The sequence below is a fragment of the Actinoplanes sp. NPDC048791 genome (assembly GCF_040650095.1).
In the GTDB taxonomy this organism is placed as follows: Bacteria; Actinomycetota; Actinomycetes; order Mycobacteriales; family Micromonosporaceae; genus Actinoplanes.
In genome coordinates, this window is sequence record NZ_JBEZGQ010000051.1 from 3,323 (window position 1) to 18,434 (window position 15,112).

15 protein-coding genes and 1 pseudogene are annotated in these 15,112 nt (G+C 69.7%); 12 read left to right on the forward strand and 4 right to left on the reverse strand.

What is annotated here, in order from left to right; genetic code table 11:
- Positions 1 to 85: 85 nt before the first annotated feature.
- A pseudogene (locus AB0C29_RS06650) lies at positions 86 to 193 on the forward strand (alanyl-tRNA editing protein); the annotation flags it as partial.
- A 387-nt stretch (positions 194 to 580) separates the two neighbouring features.
- Positions 581 to 2,269: an alpha/beta hydrolase gene (locus AB0C29_RS06655; RefSeq protein WP_360816113.1), complete on the forward strand. Its 1,689-nt coding sequence runs from the start codon at positions 581 to 583 to the stop codon at positions 2,267 to 2,269.
- 88 nt (positions 2,270 to 2,357) lie between these two features.
- Here the strand turns inward: AB0C29_RS06655 and AB0C29_RS06660 are convergent, their stop codons facing one another.
- Positions 2,358 to 3,629 carry a hypothetical protein gene (locus AB0C29_RS06660; RefSeq protein WP_360816154.1) on the reverse strand — a complete coding sequence of 424 codons (1,272 nt, stop codon included), beginning with the start codon at positions 3,627 to 3,629 and terminating at the stop codon, positions 2,358 to 2,360.
- A gap of 86 nt (positions 3,630 to 3,715) precedes the next feature.
- Entirely contained in the window at positions 3,716 to 4,762 is a 1,047-nt protein-coding gene (locus AB0C29_RS06665) for an NAD-dependent epimerase/dehydratase family protein (protein ID WP_360816116.1), read from the reverse strand.
- Between the two features lie 132 nt (positions 4,763 to 4,894).
- Between AB0C29_RS06665 and AB0C29_RS06670 the strand changes: the two genes are divergently transcribed.
- From AB0C29_RS06670 to AB0C29_RS06710, 9 genes are all read left to right on the forward strand, one after another.
- Complete coding sequence (locus AB0C29_RS06670) at positions 4,895 to 5,554, forward strand: glycosyltransferase family 2 protein (RefSeq protein ID WP_360816119.1); 660 nt, start codon at positions 4,895 to 4,897, stop codon at positions 5,552 to 5,554.
- Positions 5,551 to 6,165: a DUF2064 domain-containing protein gene (locus tag AB0C29_RS06675; protein WP_360816122.1), complete on the forward strand. Its 615-nt coding sequence runs from the start codon at positions 5,551 to 5,553 to the stop codon at positions 6,163 to 6,165. The genes AB0C29_RS06670 and AB0C29_RS06675 overlap by 4 nt, the downstream gene beginning before the upstream one ends.
- Entirely contained in the window at positions 6,162 to 6,830 is a 669-nt protein-coding gene (locus AB0C29_RS06680; RefSeq protein ID WP_360816125.1) for a class I SAM-dependent methyltransferase, read from the forward strand. The genes AB0C29_RS06675 and AB0C29_RS06680 overlap by 4 nt, the downstream gene beginning before the upstream one ends.
- Complete coding sequence (locus tag AB0C29_RS06685; RefSeq protein ID WP_360816128.1) at positions 6,827 to 8,041, forward strand: molybdopterin-dependent oxidoreductase; 1,215 nt, start codon at positions 6,827 to 6,829, stop codon at positions 8,039 to 8,041. The genes AB0C29_RS06680 and AB0C29_RS06685 overlap by 4 nt, the downstream gene beginning before the upstream one ends.
- Positions 8,038 to 8,589, forward strand: coding sequence for a hypothetical protein (locus tag AB0C29_RS06690; protein ID WP_360816131.1), 552 nt, complete (start codon positions 8,038 to 8,040; stop codon positions 8,587 to 8,589). Before AB0C29_RS06685 ends, AB0C29_RS06690 begins: the two co-directional genes overlap by 4 nt.
- A gap of 163 nt (positions 8,590 to 8,752) precedes the next feature.
- On the forward strand, positions 8,753 to 9,472 hold the full coding sequence (locus AB0C29_RS06695; protein ID WP_360816134.1) for a response regulator transcription factor: 720 nt from the start codon (positions 8,753 to 8,755) through the stop codon (positions 9,470 to 9,472).
- Entirely contained in the window at positions 9,465 to 10,514 is a 1,050-nt protein-coding gene (locus tag AB0C29_RS06700; protein WP_360816137.1) for a HAMP domain-containing sensor histidine kinase, read from the forward strand. The genes AB0C29_RS06695 and AB0C29_RS06700 overlap by 8 nt, the downstream gene beginning before the upstream one ends.
- 14 nt (positions 10,515 to 10,528) lie before the next feature.
- Positions 10,529 to 11,044 (forward strand): hypothetical protein, encoded by a 516-nt coding sequence (locus AB0C29_RS06705; protein ID WP_360816142.1) that lies wholly within the window; start codon positions 10,529 to 10,531, stop codon positions 11,042 to 11,044.
- Positions 11,041 to 12,201, forward strand: coding sequence for an MAB_1171c family putative transporter (locus tag AB0C29_RS06710; RefSeq protein WP_360816145.1), 1,161 nt, complete (start codon positions 11,041 to 11,043; stop codon positions 12,199 to 12,201). Before AB0C29_RS06705 ends, AB0C29_RS06710 begins: the two co-directional genes overlap by 4 nt.
- Before the next feature lie 65 nt (positions 12,202 to 12,266).
- On the opposite strand, the gene AB0C29_RS06715 is transcribed toward AB0C29_RS06710, so the two are convergent.
- Positions 12,267 to 12,686: a helix-turn-helix domain-containing protein gene (locus tag AB0C29_RS06715; protein WP_360816148.1), complete on the reverse strand. Its 420-nt coding sequence runs from the start codon at positions 12,684 to 12,686 to the stop codon at positions 12,267 to 12,269.
- Positions 12,687 to 12,901: 215 nt separating this feature from the next.
- Here AB0C29_RS06715 and AB0C29_RS06720 point away from each other — a divergent pair, with 215 nt between their 5' ends.
- Positions 12,902 to 14,104, forward strand: coding sequence for a cytochrome P450 (locus tag AB0C29_RS06720; protein WP_360816157.1), 1,203 nt, complete (start codon positions 12,902 to 12,904; stop codon positions 14,102 to 14,104).
- A gap of 429 nt (positions 14,105 to 14,533) precedes the next feature.
- Here AB0C29_RS06720 and def read toward each other — a convergent pair whose 3' ends face one another.
- On the reverse strand, positions 14,534 to 15,070 hold the full coding sequence (def, locus tag AB0C29_RS06725) for a peptide deformylase (protein ID WP_360816151.1): 537 nt from the start codon (positions 15,068 to 15,070) through the stop codon (positions 14,534 to 14,536).
- Positions 15,071 to 15,112: the final 42 nt, after the last annotated feature.

Below are 15,112 nucleotides of genomic sequence, written 5' to 3' on the forward strand. Positions count from 1 at the left end.
TCACCCCACCCGTAGTCGTCCCCCCCCGCTTCACCCCCGGGCGGGCGGTGTGGGGCCCCTCGCGGCCCTCCCCCCCCCCCCCCACGGCGGTACGCACGTGGCGTCCACAGCCCAGGTGGGCCGCGTCCAGGTGGTGAAGGTGGAGAGCAAGGGCCGCCAGAACCGCCGGGTCCGGATCAAGCTGGTCAGCTGATTCCCGCCTCCCGCCGCCGGCCTCGCCCCTCCGTTTAGCATCTCCGGCGGACACGCGGGCCCGAGATATCGGATCAAGGACGCAGATTCTCGCTGAACTATGAACGACGCGACAGCCGGCAACGCCATTGTCGAGCCTGGATAGACAACGGCCGAATATGAACCGGAGATTGCCGGCCGCGTGAACAGCAATCGGACGGCCGAAAAGGTGGCATCGAGTTCCTACGATCCACCCGACCGCAGCACCCTCGCTGCGGTCACCGTCCGAAAGGCAGTTCGTATGCCCTCTTCTGCCAGTCGTTTGGCGATCGCCGGAATCGCCGGCGTTGTCCTCGCAGCCGGCGCCGTGGTGCCCGCAGTGGCCGCCACGCCGCGCACCGTCGCCCCCGTGTCCGCCGTACCGTCGCTGGCCGCCAAGAAGGCCGCGACCACGAGCGCCAAGGAACGTAAGCGAGTCGACAGCGTCAAGACGCCCAAGCTGGGCTGGTACAAGTGTTATGACACGGCGGAATGCGCCACCGTGCGCCTGCCGCTCGACTACGACAAGCCCAAGGGTGCGACGACCGAAGTAGCGGTTCTGCGGGTCAAGGCCCGCGACCAGAAGCGCAAGATCGGCAGCCTGTTCCTCAACCCCGGTGGCCCCGGCGGCTCGGGCACGTCCATCGCGCTCAACGCGCCGCTGTTCCTGAGCGACTCGGTGCTCGACCGCTTCGACATCGTCGGCGTCGACCCGCGCGGCATCGCCAACAGCGAGAACGTCAAGTGCTTCAAGTCCACCAAGGACCAGACCCAGGCGTACGCCGGCCTGAACGTCGCCTTCCCGTACGGCAAGGCCGAGGAGAAGGCGTACATCAAGTCCGCCAAGGCCGTGGCCAAGGCCTGCTCGACAACCGGCAAGAAGATCGCCGGTGCCATGTCGACCGCCGAGGTCGTCCGGGACATGGACGTGCTGCGCCGCGCCGTGGGTGACAAGAAGCTGACCTACCTGGGCTTCAGCTACGGCACCGCGATCGGCCAGTACTACGCCAACATGTTCCCGGACCGCTTCCGGGCGCTGGTCGTCGACGGTGTCATCGACCCGGTCTCGTGGACGGGCACCAGCAAGACGAAGAACCAGATCCAGGATGAGCGCATGCACTCGGCCGACGGCGCGTACAAGGCGCTGCGCGAGATCCTCAAGCGCTGCGACAAGGCCGGCGAGAAGTACTGCAGCTTCGCGGCCGGTGACCCGGTCAAGAACTTCGAGACGATCGCGCAGAAGCTGCGGGCGAAGCCGCTCGTCATCACCGACGAGTTCGGCACCTACACGATCACCTATGCCGACTTCGTGGGCGGCATCCTCGGCTCGCTCTACGACACCTACGCGGGTGACGTCGTGGCCGACCTCTCGTCGCAGCTGTGGACGCTGCTGGCCACGCCCGCCGCGACCAGTGCCGACAAGGCCGTCGCGAAGAAGGCGGTCATCGAGCGGATCAAGGAAGCGCGCAACCGCAAGCCGGGTCGCGACTTCCCGTACTACAACGACTTCGAAGCCTTCAGCGGTGTGATGTGCACCGACGGTCTGCACCCGAAGGACGCGAACTCGTGGCCGGCAGCGACGGCCAAGGCCGACAAGCGCGCTCCGTACTTCGGCCGCGCGTGGGCCTGGGGCAGCGTGCAGTGTGCCCGCAACTCGTGGACCGTCCGCGACGAGGACGCCTACACCGGCCCGTTCAACCGTCGCTCGGCCGCGCCGGTGCTCGTTGTCGGCAGCTACTGGGACCCGGCCACGAACTACCAGGAGGCCGTCTCCTCCGCCAAGCTCCTGCCGAACAGCCGCCTGCTGTCCAGCACGAACTGGGGTCACACCGCGTACGGCACCTCGGCGTGCGCGACGACCGCGATCGACAACTACCTGCTCAAGGCCACGCTGCCCGCCAAGGGCAAGGTGTGCCAGGGTGACATCCAGCCGTTCACCGAGCCACTGGTGAGCCCGGACAAGCCGGAGGAGATGTCGACGATGCGCGCGGACCAGTCGAAGCAGCTTCCGCCGGTCGCCGACCTGATCCCGGCGTCGGTGCTCAACGGCACCAGGTAGTACCGCAGCGGCGCTGCCGCCGGCTGTCGGCTCTTCGGAGCTGCCAGTCGGCCGGCAGCGCCGCTCTGCGGCCACCATCGCGGATTCCCTACCAGCTCGTCAGGAGCAGATGGTTGACCAGCAACGCCATCGCGGCCTGCACGATGAGCCAGCCCCGGCGACTCCGCGGAGGCAGCAGCACAGCGCCCGCGGCGAACCAGACCGCGAAGGGCAGCCAGATCCGTTCCACCTCGGCCTTGCTGAGCCCAGAGACGTCAGCAGCCAGAATGGCCACCAGGGCAGCGATCGGAAGCAACCGCTCCGCGCTGACGGGTCGCGCCAAGACAGCACGCCGCAGGATCGGTGCCGCCGCCAGCCCGGCCGACGCCACCACCGCCGCCAGATTCGCCCAGACCCAGTAGCCGTACGCGCGGTGGCTCGCCACGCCCTGGTAGTACCGCTCCACCACGAGCTGATAGCCGTCCCACCACCAGAAACCCGATGCGGTGAAGGCGGCGATGACCACGCCACCGCCCAGCGCCGCGAAGACGAGCGGTCGCCAACGCCGGGCCAGGAAAACGACAGCCAGCACGATCGGCGCGAGCAGCGTGAGTCCGTACGAGAGATAGAGCGCGAAGGCGAGCAGAACGCCACCGAAGAAGGCGGCCACCGGCGCGCGCCGGGTCAGCCCCCGCGCCAGCAGCATCACTCCCACCGCAGCCAGCCCGGCGAACAGACCGTCGGCGGACGCGCCCACCCACACCGCTCCCGGGAACAGCACGGCGAACGGCACAGCGGCCCGGGCGGCTTCCGTGGCATCCGAAGCGCTCCCGCCGCCCAGTAGTCGAACTGTCTCGGGCACCGCCACCGCTGCCGCCGCACCGACCAGGACACAAACCATGGCCGCCCATCCCCCGCCACCGAGACCGACGCGGTCCAGGCCGACGAAGACGAGAAGAGCGCCCGGCGGGTGCCCGGAGACATGGGTGGTCCAGGAATCCGGCTGGAAGTCGAGAATCCGAGCAGCGAACCCTCGCAGCATCGCCGGCACGTCGGTGACACCGGGCACCTCGTGCAGATACTCCGGCTGCGTGGTGAGGCGACCCGCGAGTCCTCGCTGCCAGCCGTCGACGAGGGCCAGGCTGAACGTCCAGACGACCGCTGTGCCGTAGCCCGCGACAAGCAGGGATCGCCACGACAGGCGCGTGGCCAACGCCTGCCCGTGCCAGATGACAAGGCCCGCGATCAGCAGGGCCAACGGCGTCCCCGGGCCGAGGTGCGGCACCCACTGGGCGTAGAACGGCGCTGAACTGGCCTGCACCGGATGGCCGGCCAGATAGAGCAGGCCTCCCACCAGGGCTGCGACGCCGATCAGCGCCAGGGCCACGAGAGCCGCCACGATGTCCGCCCGTGACGAGCCGGACAGGCGCGCCCGGGCCCGCGACGACCGGATCCGCTGCAGGGTGGTCACGCCCGCAGCTCCGCGGCGGCGAAGTCAGCCATGCCGGTAGGAAGGTCGATCTCGGCCGAGAAGCCGAGCTCCTTGGCCGCCCGTTCCGGGGAGGCGACCACGTGGCGAACGTCGCCGAGGCGGAACTCACCGGTCACCACCGGCGCGGGGCCGGCCATCACGTCGGACAGGGCCTGCGCCATGTCACCGACCGTCGCCGGGCGTCCCGAAGCGATGTTGTAGGCCGAGAAGGCGGACGTCCCGGTCACTTCGAGAGCCGCCACATTGGCCCGGGCCACATCGGTCACGTGCACGAAGTCACGACGCTGGCGGCCGTCCTCGAAGACTCGCGGTGCCCGGCCCGCCTCCAGCGCAGAGCGGAAGATCGCCGCAACTCCGCTGTAGGGAGTGTCGCGGGGCATTCCCGGTCCGTAGACGTTGTGGTAGCGCAGGGCGACCACTGAACCGCCGCTCTGCCGCGCCCATGCTGCCGAGAGGTGCTCCTGGGCGAGTTTGGTGGCCGCGTACACACTGCGTGGCTCGAGTCTGGCGTCCTCGCTGGTGGTGGTCGAGACGAGCGGAGCCCGGCACACGGGACACGGCGGTTCGAACTGGCCGCCCTCGAGATCCTCGGCGGTTCGGGCCGGTGGACGCTGGGGGCCGTGGTCCGGGCATGCGTACGAGCCCTCGCCGTAGACGACCATGGAGCTGGCCAGCACGAGGCGACGCACCTGGGTGCGGGCCATCTCGGCGAGCAGCACGGCCGTGGCCAGGTCGTTGCTGCCGACGTAGTCCGGGAGGTCCGCGAGATCCACGCCCATGCCGACCATGGCGGCTTGATGCACGACGACGTCGACGCCCCGAAGCGCGGCGGCCACGGCATCACGGTCACGGAGATCGGCGATCTGGACCGTGGCGCCCGCGACGGTCGCCGGCAGGGGCTCCCGGTGCGCCGCCGGGTGGCCGTTGTCGAGGATCGCCACGGAATGCCCCGCTGCGAGCAGCGCAGCGGTCACGTGGGTTCCGATGAAGCCGGCGCCGCCGGTCACAAGCACATGGGTCACGGCGGCCACGTTAGGCCTCGGCGCCGGGTTGCGGGGTGGTTCGGCGGGAGGCGTCAGCGGTTCGTAAGAACTGTCCTCGACGTCATTATCTTGTAAGGGTTTCCGCAGCTCTTCCCCCGATAGCTTGCGGACATGACCGATGTGGTGCTGCCCTGCCTGAACGAGGCTCCCGCCCTGCCGTGGCTGCTCACGCGGCTGCCCCCGGGCTACCGTGCGATCGTCGCCGACAACGGCTCGACGGACGGGTCGGCGGACGTCGCACGCGCCCACGGTGCCGAGGTGGTGTCCGTCCCCGAGCCGGGTTACGGCGCCGCCGTGCACGCCGGGCTCCTGGCGGCGGATCCGGACGACGGTGTCGTCTGCGTGCTGGATGCCGACGGGTCGTTCGATCCCGCGGTCCTTCCCCGGCTGGCCGATCCTGTCCGCGCGGGTGCGGCGGAGCTGGTCGTCGGGCGACGGCGGCCGACGACCCGCAACGCGTGGCCGGCGCACGCCCGGCTCGGCAACGCGGTGCTGTCTCAGCGTCTGCGCCGCACCACCGGGCTGCCCGTGCACGACATCGGGCCGATCCGCGCCGCGCGCAAGTCCGACCTGCTGGCGCTCGGGTTGCGTGACCGCCGTTTCGGCTACCCGCTCGAGCTGCTGATCGCGGCCGGCCAGGCCGGCTGGCGGGTCACCGAGATCGACGTCGCCTACCACCCGCGCGCCGCCGGCACCCGTTCCAAGGTCACCGGGACGGTGCGGGGCACCGCTCGGGCGATCCGCGACATGAGTGCGGTGCTGGCCCGATGACCCGAATCCTCGTGCTGGCGAAGACACCCGTTCCGGGCCGGGTGAAGACGCGGCTCTGCCCACCCTGGACACTCGAGCAAGCCGCCGTGGTGGCAGGAGCTGCGCTGCACGACACCCTCGAAACGGTGGGCGCGGGCGTGCTGGTGGTGGACGGCGACCATCCCGCACCGGCCGGCTGGGACAGGATCGCCCAGCGTGGTGATCAGCTCCGGTCCCGGTTGGCCAACGCCTTCGCGGATGCCGGAGCGGGTCCCGTAGTGCTGATCGGCATGGACACCCCGCAGGTGACGCGCGCCCTTCTCGCCCAGGCCGCGGCCCGGCTCGCCGATGCGGACGCCGTTCTGGGACTGGCCGAGGACGGCGGCTGGTGGGCTCTCGGGCTGCGCGATCCCGCCCATGCCGAAATACTCCGCACGATCCCCACCTCGCTGTCGGACACCGGCGCACGCACCTTCCGGGCGCTGCAGGACTCAGGCTTGCGGGTGAGCTCGCTGCCAGTTCTCCGCGACGTCGACACAGTCGCGGATGCTCGGGCGGTCGCCGACCTGTGCCCGGCCGACAGCCAGTTCAGGCGTGTCGTGACCGCTCTCGATGCGGAAGTGGCGGTATGACCACCGCGACGATCAGCACCCCCGGGATCCTCGATGTCTACGAGGAGGCACTGCGCCGGGCCGAGGCGGGCGAGAACGCCGAGCTCGTCCTGCGGAGCCCGTACGGCTCCGAGCGGGTCATCGATGCCGCCTCCTGGTGCCGTGCCCGGATCCCGGGTGATTCCGGGCTGCTCAGGCGCTGTTCCGGCCCGACGCTCGACATCGGGTGTGGTCCTGGTCGGCTCATCAACGCCTTGAACCGCTGGGGTTGTCCCGCTCTCGGGGTCGACATCAGCGCCACCGCTGTTCGCATCGCTCGGGCGCGGGGAGCGACTGTGCTGCGGCGTGACGTCTTCGGGCAGTTGCCGGGGCACGGCCGCTGGCGGCATCTCCTGCTGGCCGACGGCAACATCGGCATCGGGGGCGATCCGGTGACTCTGTTGCGTCGCTGCCGCGAACTGCTCGGCTCCGACGGACGCCTGCACGCCGAGCTCTCGGCCCCGGGCACCCGCAGCTGGGCCGGCGCGGCGAGCATCCGCGCCGCGGGCGATCCGGCTGTCGCGACGTTCCGGTGGGCGGAGGTGGCGCCGGAGGATCTGGCTGATCTTGCTGAATTGTCTGCTCTGCGGGTGACCGAGACCTGGAAGGAGGCAGGGCGGTGGTTCGCGACGCTCACCCCGGCATGAGCACTTCGCCGGCCCGACGCAAGCGGCTGCCCAACCTGCTCCGGCAGCCGCTCCCTGAACCTCCCGAAGCATTGCGCCTCGGGCCGCTGAGGGAGGGTGCGTTTCCCTCGGCGCTGAGGTCGGCACGACTGACGAGTCAGCTCGGGGTTGCGCTCGCGGTCGCCTTCACCATCTGCTTTCTGACCGGGCTGACCAGCCACTTCATCCAGCACCCACCGTCCTGGTTCTGGTGGCCGTCGCGCCCCGCGGGCCTCTACCGATTCACCCAGGGGCTGCACGTCATCACAGGCCTGGCCTCGATCCCGCTGCTCGGCGCGAAGCTCTGGTCGGTCTACCCACGCCTCTTCGAATGGCCACCGGCGCGAAGCATCGTGCACGCCATCGAGCGCGCAAGCATCGCCGTGCTGGTCGCGTCGGCCCTGTTCCAGCTGATCGGTGGCGTTCTCAACATCGCCCGCTGGTACGGACCCCTGCCGTTCTACTTCACGACCGGCCACTACTGGGTGGCGTGGCTGACCGTCGGCGCGCTACTGGTGCACATCGGCGTCAAGCTTCCCGTGGTCCGCGAGGCGTTCGTCCGGCCCGCTCCGGAAGAACCCGGTCGAGGGCTCAGCCGGCGTGGACTGCTCGGCACCGTCGGAGCCGCAGCCGGCGTGATCACACTCGCTACGGCGGGACAGACCATCACCCCGTTGGCGCCGGTCTCCGTGCTCGCGCCGCGACGGTCCACCTCCGGACCTCAGCACCTTCCGGTCAACAAGACGGCAGCCGGCGCTGGTGTGCGTGATCGAGCACTCGATCCAGCGTATCGCCTGACCATCGCGGGTCCGACCGGGGAAGTCACCCTCTCCTTGGACGGCTTGGCCGCGCTGGAACAGCACACAGTCGTGCTGCCGATCGCATGCGTCGAGGGCTGGAGCGCTACGGGCACCTGGACGGGCGTACGGCTCCAGGATCTGATCGCCCTTGCCGGCGGTGATCCGGAAACGGCGTCCGCCGAGGTGGAATCACTGGAGCAGGGCGGGCGATACCGAACGTCGACCGTGGCGTCTCCGCACGTACGGGACCGCTGGACGTTGATTGCGCTTCGGCTCAACGGCGCACCGCTGGATCTGGACCACGGCTATCCGGCGAGGCTCATCGCACCGAACAGGCCGGGCGTCCTGCAGACCAAGTGGGTCACCCGGATCACCGTTCAGGAGGCGTCGTGAGGGGCGCGCTGATCGCAGTGGGCGCGATCGTGATGGGGTACGCGGTGCTGGGCGCGGCCACCGACCCGGACCTCAAGCCCGGCGGCGTCCTGCTGTTCCTGGCCGCGGTTCTCGTAGGGCACGATGCGGTACTCCTACCGGCGACGATCGCGGGAGGGGCCATCATCGGGCGCTTCGCTCCTCGCCGGTTCCTGCCCGGCATCCGAGCGGCAGCGATCATCAGCCTCGCCGTCGGTGTGGTGGCACTTCCTCTCGTGCTCGGCTACGGCCGCTCGGGCGACAATCCGTCGGTCCTACCCCTCGCCTATGGTCGCGGCCTGCTTCTGGTCCTGGCCGTGACCTGGGCTGCCGCGCTTGTGTCGGCCGGAGTCGTGCGCCACCGCGCCGGTACAACCAAGGGTGACCGTCCGAGGCCGGCTCGAGCCCCGCGTGCGCCATCGCGCCAACTGGCCGACAGCCCGGAAGCGAACCCGAGTTCATCACCGCCACCACCAGCCGAAGATCCGCAACCGCACCATCTCAGCCGTCCGAAGGACAGCAGTGACTGACTCCCACCGCAAGCCACCGCGCCTCACGTCCGGCCAGCCGCGGCCACCGCACGGCATCACGCCCGGCTCCCACTCCCAACCGGCTCAACCAGGGCGGATCCGCCGAGAACCGGCACCCCGCGGCAACACCGTAAGAGGATTGCAAGGTCTCTCAGCCCCGCGTATGGGTAGCGTCGCAGCCGTGAGCCACCGCGTACTCGTCGTCGACGACGACCCGACCGTCAGCGACGTCGTCCGCCGCTACCTTGAGCAGGAGGGCTGCCAGGTCCGACTTGTCGGTGACGGCCTGGCCGCCCTCGCCGCCGTGGCGTCCGAGATGCCCGACATCGTGGTCCTCGACCTGATGATGCCCGGCATCGACGGTCTGGAGGTCTGCCGGCGCCTGCGCCGCGACGCACCCGAGCTGCCCGTCGTCATGCTCACCGCGTTGGGCGAGGAGTCGGACCGCGTGCTGGGGCTCGAGGTCGGCGCCGACGACTACGTCACCAAGCCGTTCTCGCCGCGTGAGCTCGTGCTGCGGATCCGCTCGGTGCTTCGCCGGACGGTGGCACCCGTCGCTCCGCCCGCCTCGGCCACTGTCGTCGACGGAGACCTGACCGCCGACACCGGGCGCCGGATCGCTCGTCTCGGTGGTGAAGTGCTTCCGCTGACCACCCGGGAGTTCGATCTCCTGGAGTTCCTGATGCGTCATCCGGCTCGGGCCTGGTCGCGGGCCGAGTTGCTCGACAAGGTGTGGGGCTGGCAGTTCGGCGACCACTCGACGGTGACGGTTCACGTGCGCCGGTTGCGGGAGAAGATCGAGGCCGACCCGGCATCTCCGCGGCGCATCCTCACCGCCTGGGGTGTCGGCTACCGCTACGAACGGGTGTCCGGCAATGTCTGATCTCATTCTCATCGGCCTCTACGCCCTCGCGGCCGGCGCTGTCGTCGGAGTGGTCGGCGAGATCGCTCTGCGGCTGCTGCGGAAGCGGTCGATCATCCTGCACGTCTGCGTGCTGCTGACGATCACCGTCACTTCTGTCGTGGCCGGCGTCGCCGCTGTCGCGCGGGCCATGTTCCTCTCTGCTCACGACCTTCAAGTCGTGCTGATCACCGTGGCAGCATCGGCCGCGGTGAGCCTCGGTGTCGGCGCCACCTTCGGCCACCGGCTCGCCACCGCCTCGGTCTGGGCCACCCAGGCCCGCGAGCGGGAACGCCAGTTGGAGGCCGGCCGGCGCGACCTGGTGGCCTGGGTGTCGCACGACCTGCGCACTCCGCTCGCCGGGCTGCGGGCGATGGCCGAGGCCCTCGAGGACAACGTCGTCGGCGACCCGGCGACCGTGGCGGAGTATCACCGGCGGATCCGCATCGAGACCGACCGGATGGCCTATCTCGTCGACGACCTGTTCGAGCTGTCGCGCATCAACGCCGGCGCACTGCGGCTCGCGCTGTCCAGCGTGCCGCTCGGTGACGTCGTCTCCGATGCCATCGCCACCACCGCACCGCTGGCCCGGATGCGAGGAGTGCGGATCCTGGCCCGCGAGTCCGGCTGGCCGATCGTGACGGCCGGTGAGCCGGAGCTGAGCCGCGTCGTGGCCAATCTCCTGGTCAACTCCGTGCGATACACCCCGCCGGACGGCACCGTGGTGGTCGACGCGGGAGCCGAGCGCGGTGAGGTCTGGCTGGCTGTGTCGGACACCTGCGGTGGCATCCCCGAGGCCGACCTGCCCCGGGTCTTCGATGTTGCTTTCCGCGGCGAGCGCGCCCGGACCCCGCGACCACAGGATCACGGTCCAGGCAACTCGGCGGCCGGCGGTGGTCTCGGCTTGGCGATCGTCCGGGGGCTGGTTGAGGCGCACGGTGGACACGTCGGCGTACGCAACACCGTCGACGGTTGTCGGTTCGAAGTACGGATACCTGCGAGTAGCCTGGGCAGCCGGACCTAGACCGGGGGGAACAGGTGAGCCGGCTGCGTCGGCGCTGCGAGCGCCGCCTCGAGAACATTGCCATTCCGAATCCGTTCGATCTGGACATTTTCTGCGCTGCCATGGCCACTTATCGGGGACGTCCGCTCACTTTGCGACCGATGCCCGGGCTCAGCGCTGGCCTGCCGTGCGGATTGTGGATCTCCGTGGAGAGCGCGGATTACGTGTTCTACGACCCGGAGACCTCGCAGCTGCACGCCGAGCACATCGTTTTGCATGAGCTGAGTCACATGCTCAGCGGCCACACCACCGGCGTCAACGCCGGCTCGGACAGCAAAGGCAGTGGCGGGATCGGCCGGCTGGTGCCCGACCTTGACCCCCGGACAATCAACACGATCCTCGGCCGCGTCAGCTACACCACCACCCAGGAGCGCGAGGCCGAGATGCTGGCTTCGTTGATCCGGGCCCGCTCGGCCTTCGGCGCAGCAACCGGTCACCGGTCCGGGGACACCCTCGGTCGGGTGGCCGACGTCCTGAAGTTCTCGTCTTGAACGGCGCCCTCACCGGCATCGTGCTCGTGCTGCTGTGGGGCACGGTCGTCGCTCGCCTGCCCGCCCTCTGGCGCGACGCCCAGCAACGGGCAATGTGGGCGACGTTGTTCTCGCTCTCGCTGGCCAAGACGGTGGCGACGCCCGGGGTCAACGCGACGGTCAGCGAGTGGATTCCGCAGTCACAGGTCATCCCCCACGTTCTCGGCGTCCTCGCCGCATTCTTCCTGCTGCGCTTCGTCTCCCTGATCACCGACTACGACGCGAAGCACCCGTACGCGGCGCGCTTCCAACAGCTGCTGGCCGCCTCGGTGCTGGTCGCGCTCATCATCTTGATCAGCATCACGCCCGGTGGCATCAAGACCAGGGCGACCGAGCTCTGGGATACGGACATACCGCCGACGGCAGCGGCCTACTGGATGGTGCTGAACGGATATCTGGGCGCAGTTCTCGCCCTCACCACGGCATTGTTCTGGCGGACCAGCCGCTCGGCCTCAGCCGCCCTGCTGCGCAACGGACTACGCGCGATGGCGCTCGGCACCTTCCTCGTCGCCGTTTACGCAGTGGTCAAAACCGCGGCGATAGTCGCGCACAGCCTCGGCGCCCGGATGCCGATCGAACGAGTCGAGCCCGCGGCCAACGCCCTCCGCACGATCGGCACCATCATCTGTCTCATCGGTGTGACCGTGCCGGCGAGCGGCAAGCTGCGCTCCGTCTTCCACGCCTACCGTTCACTCTGGGCGTTGCGTCCACTGTGGGGCGTCATGCGCCAGACCTTCCCCGACGTCATCCTCTTCCCCCGGCGACGGGCGCTGCTCGAACTGGCCGGGGTGGACGAGGTTCAGCTGCGCCTCTACCGGCGGGTGATCGAGATCCGGGACGGCATGCTGACGCTGCGCGACTACCTGCCGGCAGGTGCGCTCGATGAGGCGCGGAAGTACGTCGGTGACCGTCCGGCACTGGTCGAGGCGTGCGGTATCGCTCTCGCCCTGCGACTGCACCGGGACGGGGCGCCGCCGACCGAGAACGGTGACCGGTGGGCGGACATCGGCGGGGAGATCGCCGACGAGGTGGCCTGGCTCAGCGCCGTGAGCGCCGCCTTCCGCCGCGACGAGCCGGCAGCCTTCGCTGCCCGCCGGCCCGCGACCGCCGCCCCTTGAACCGGAACCCAGCTCGCCGGCGATCACTCTGCTGACCGGCAGCGGCCCGAGGACCAAACCACAGCTCAAGCGTCAGGCTTGCCCCGGTCGCGTTCCAGCTCCCACACCTGGCGCACCAGCTCCCCGATCGTGTCCCGGCTGCTCGGCGACACGTCCGCCGCACGCAGCGCGATCTCTTTCACCTTGGCGTCGCGCAGGGTGCCGAGCAGAGCCAGCTGACTGTCGATCTTCCGGGCCTCGTCGTCGTCCAGGAAGTAGGCGATCGGCACGCCGAAGTAGGTCGCCAGGCCCTTGAGGTGCTGGACGGTCGGGTTGGTGCGGCGTCCGGTGCGGAGCTGCCAGATGTACGTGTGCGAGATCTGGATGCCCTGCTGCGCCCGGATGGCCTCGGCCACCGCCATGTAGCTGGCCTCGCCCTGGCCCGCGGACCTGACCTGGGTGAAAAGGCGGTCCAGTTTTTCGGCGATGGAGAACTCGCTGGACACCGCACTCCCCTCGTCGCCGGGCCAAGATGGGACATGCGGATCATACCGACGAAAACCGGTCGCTGCATCGACGCCCATGAGCAGCCGAGGCTGCACATCCCCCGATGTTGGGGCGTCGCTGAACGACCGTAAACTCAGATTGATGACGCTCGGCCGAGCCTAAACGATGCAACCCGCCTGCTCAACCCGCCGGTATCCTTTTCACCGTGACGGACATTGTGGAGAGTCCAGAAGTATCGACCTTGCTCGATGAGTTGACCCACCTGACCGGCCGTGAGGATCCGTACCCCCGTTATCAGCGACTCCGCGAGATCTCCCCCGTCGTGCGCGCCGACGACGGCGCGCTCGTTGTCACCCGGCACGCCGACTGCATCGCGGTCACCCGCGATCCGCGGCTCGGGCACATGCCGTCGCACATGCTCGAGTTCGTCCGGGCCGACTGGGCCGACCACCCCGCGCTGCACCAGCTCTTCACGAGCATCCTGGCGATCAACCCGCCGGACCACACCCGGCTGCGCCGGCTGGTCAGTTCCTCTTTCACCGCCCGCCGGGTCCAGGCTCTGCAGCCGCGGATCACCGAGATGGTCGAGGATCTTCTGGTACGCATGAACGGCGACGTCGACTTCATCGATGCGTTCGCGTTCCCGCTGCCGGTCAACGTCATCGGTGAGCTGCTCGGCATCCCCGAGGAGGACCGCGCGCAGTTCCAGGGGCTGGTCCGGGACTGGACCCAGGTCCTCGAAGTGATCACGCCCGAAGTGCTGGCCACCGCGGACCCGGCGGCCGCCACCATCCAGGCCTATCTCGCCGGGCTCGCCGCCGAGCGCCGCCGCAAACCGGGTGACGACCTGATCAGTGCGCTGGTGGCAGCCGAGGAGGACGGCGAGAAGCTCACCGAGGACGAGCTGCTCACGATGGCGGCGCTGCTGTTCGCGGCCGGCTTCGAGACGACCACCAACCTGCTGGCCAACAGCCTGGTCGCCCTGCTGCGCAACCCCGACCAGCTCGAGCTGCTGCGCCGGGAGCCCGGACTGGCGGCGTCAGCGGTCGAGGAGCTGCTGCGCTTCGACACCCCGGTGCAGCTGCTGAGCCGGGTGGCCTGGGACGACGTGGAGATCGCGGGCGTTCCGGTGTCGGGCGGCGAACGGATCGTGGCCTACCTGGGGGCAGGCAACCGCGACCCGGAACGCTTCACCGACCCGGACCGGCTGGACCTTCGCCGCCCGGACAACGCGCCACTGTCCTTCGGCGGCGGCATCCACTACTGCCTCGGTGCGCCCCTGGCCCGTCTCGAAGCGCAGATCGCCATCCCGGCGTTGCTGGCGCGCTTCCCACAGCTCGCCCTCGCCGGCGATCCCGGCCGGCGCGACAGCCTGGCGATCCGCGGCTACACCAACCTGCCGATCTCCGTCGGCTGAGCACGTCACCAACCAGCCAGGAAACGCCGGGCGGTCCAGCAACGGGCCGGGGGGCTGGGATCAGCGACGGATGCTCAACACCCGCAGCGGAACGAGGACCGGGCCGGGGGCCGGGAGGGGAGCCGGCAGGGCCGGAAAATAGGAGCGCCGCTGCGAATTCCACGGGGGAAGAACTCGCAACGGCGTCGTAGGAAAGAGTATCGACCGTGGCGGTTATTGTCCATCCGTACCGTCGATCATCGCCGAATGGCCGAATCTCCGATGGCCCACTCTCCGGTCAGCAGGGCCGGCTCGGCGGAAGCGGCGGCCCGCCGGGCCGTCGCGACGGTCGCAGCCTCCGGTCGGCGGACGCTGCCCCACCGCCCGGCCCGGACCGGCCCCGGCTCGGATGAGTACCGGCATTGACGTGCGTAATTAGCCGACCGGCGATTATTCCGTGACGCCCACAGCCGGCGCCTCGGCGCTCTCCGCCAGCAGCCTCTTACGCTTCTTGGCCGGCAGCCGGTCGACGTACAGCAGCCCGTCAAGGTGATCCGTCTCGTGCTGGAGGCAGCGGGCCAGCAACCCCGTCCCGTCGATGCGTACCGGCTGGCCGAACATGTCGACGCCCGTCACGTAGGCGGTCGCGGGCCGGCCGACCTCGGCGCGGACCCCCGGCACCGACAGGCAGCCTTCGCTGTCCACTTCCAGGTCTCGCGCGTCCGGCAGGTGCAGGACCGGGTTCACCACGTGCGCCACGACGTTCGTCTCGGTTGCGTCGGGGCAGTCGACCACGAAGATCCGGGCGTCGACGCCGATCTGGTTCGCCGCCAGGCCCACCCCTTCCGCGGCGGCCATCGACGCGAACATGTCGGCGACGAGCTGTTGCAGCTCCTCGTCGAACACGGTCACGTCGGCGCATCGCCGATGCAGGACGGGGTTCCCGTAGCGGGTGATGGGTCGTGGGTTTCCGGCACGCGTCTGCACGGCACGATTTTAGGCCGTCCGCCGTGCTGGGGACCGCCCGCG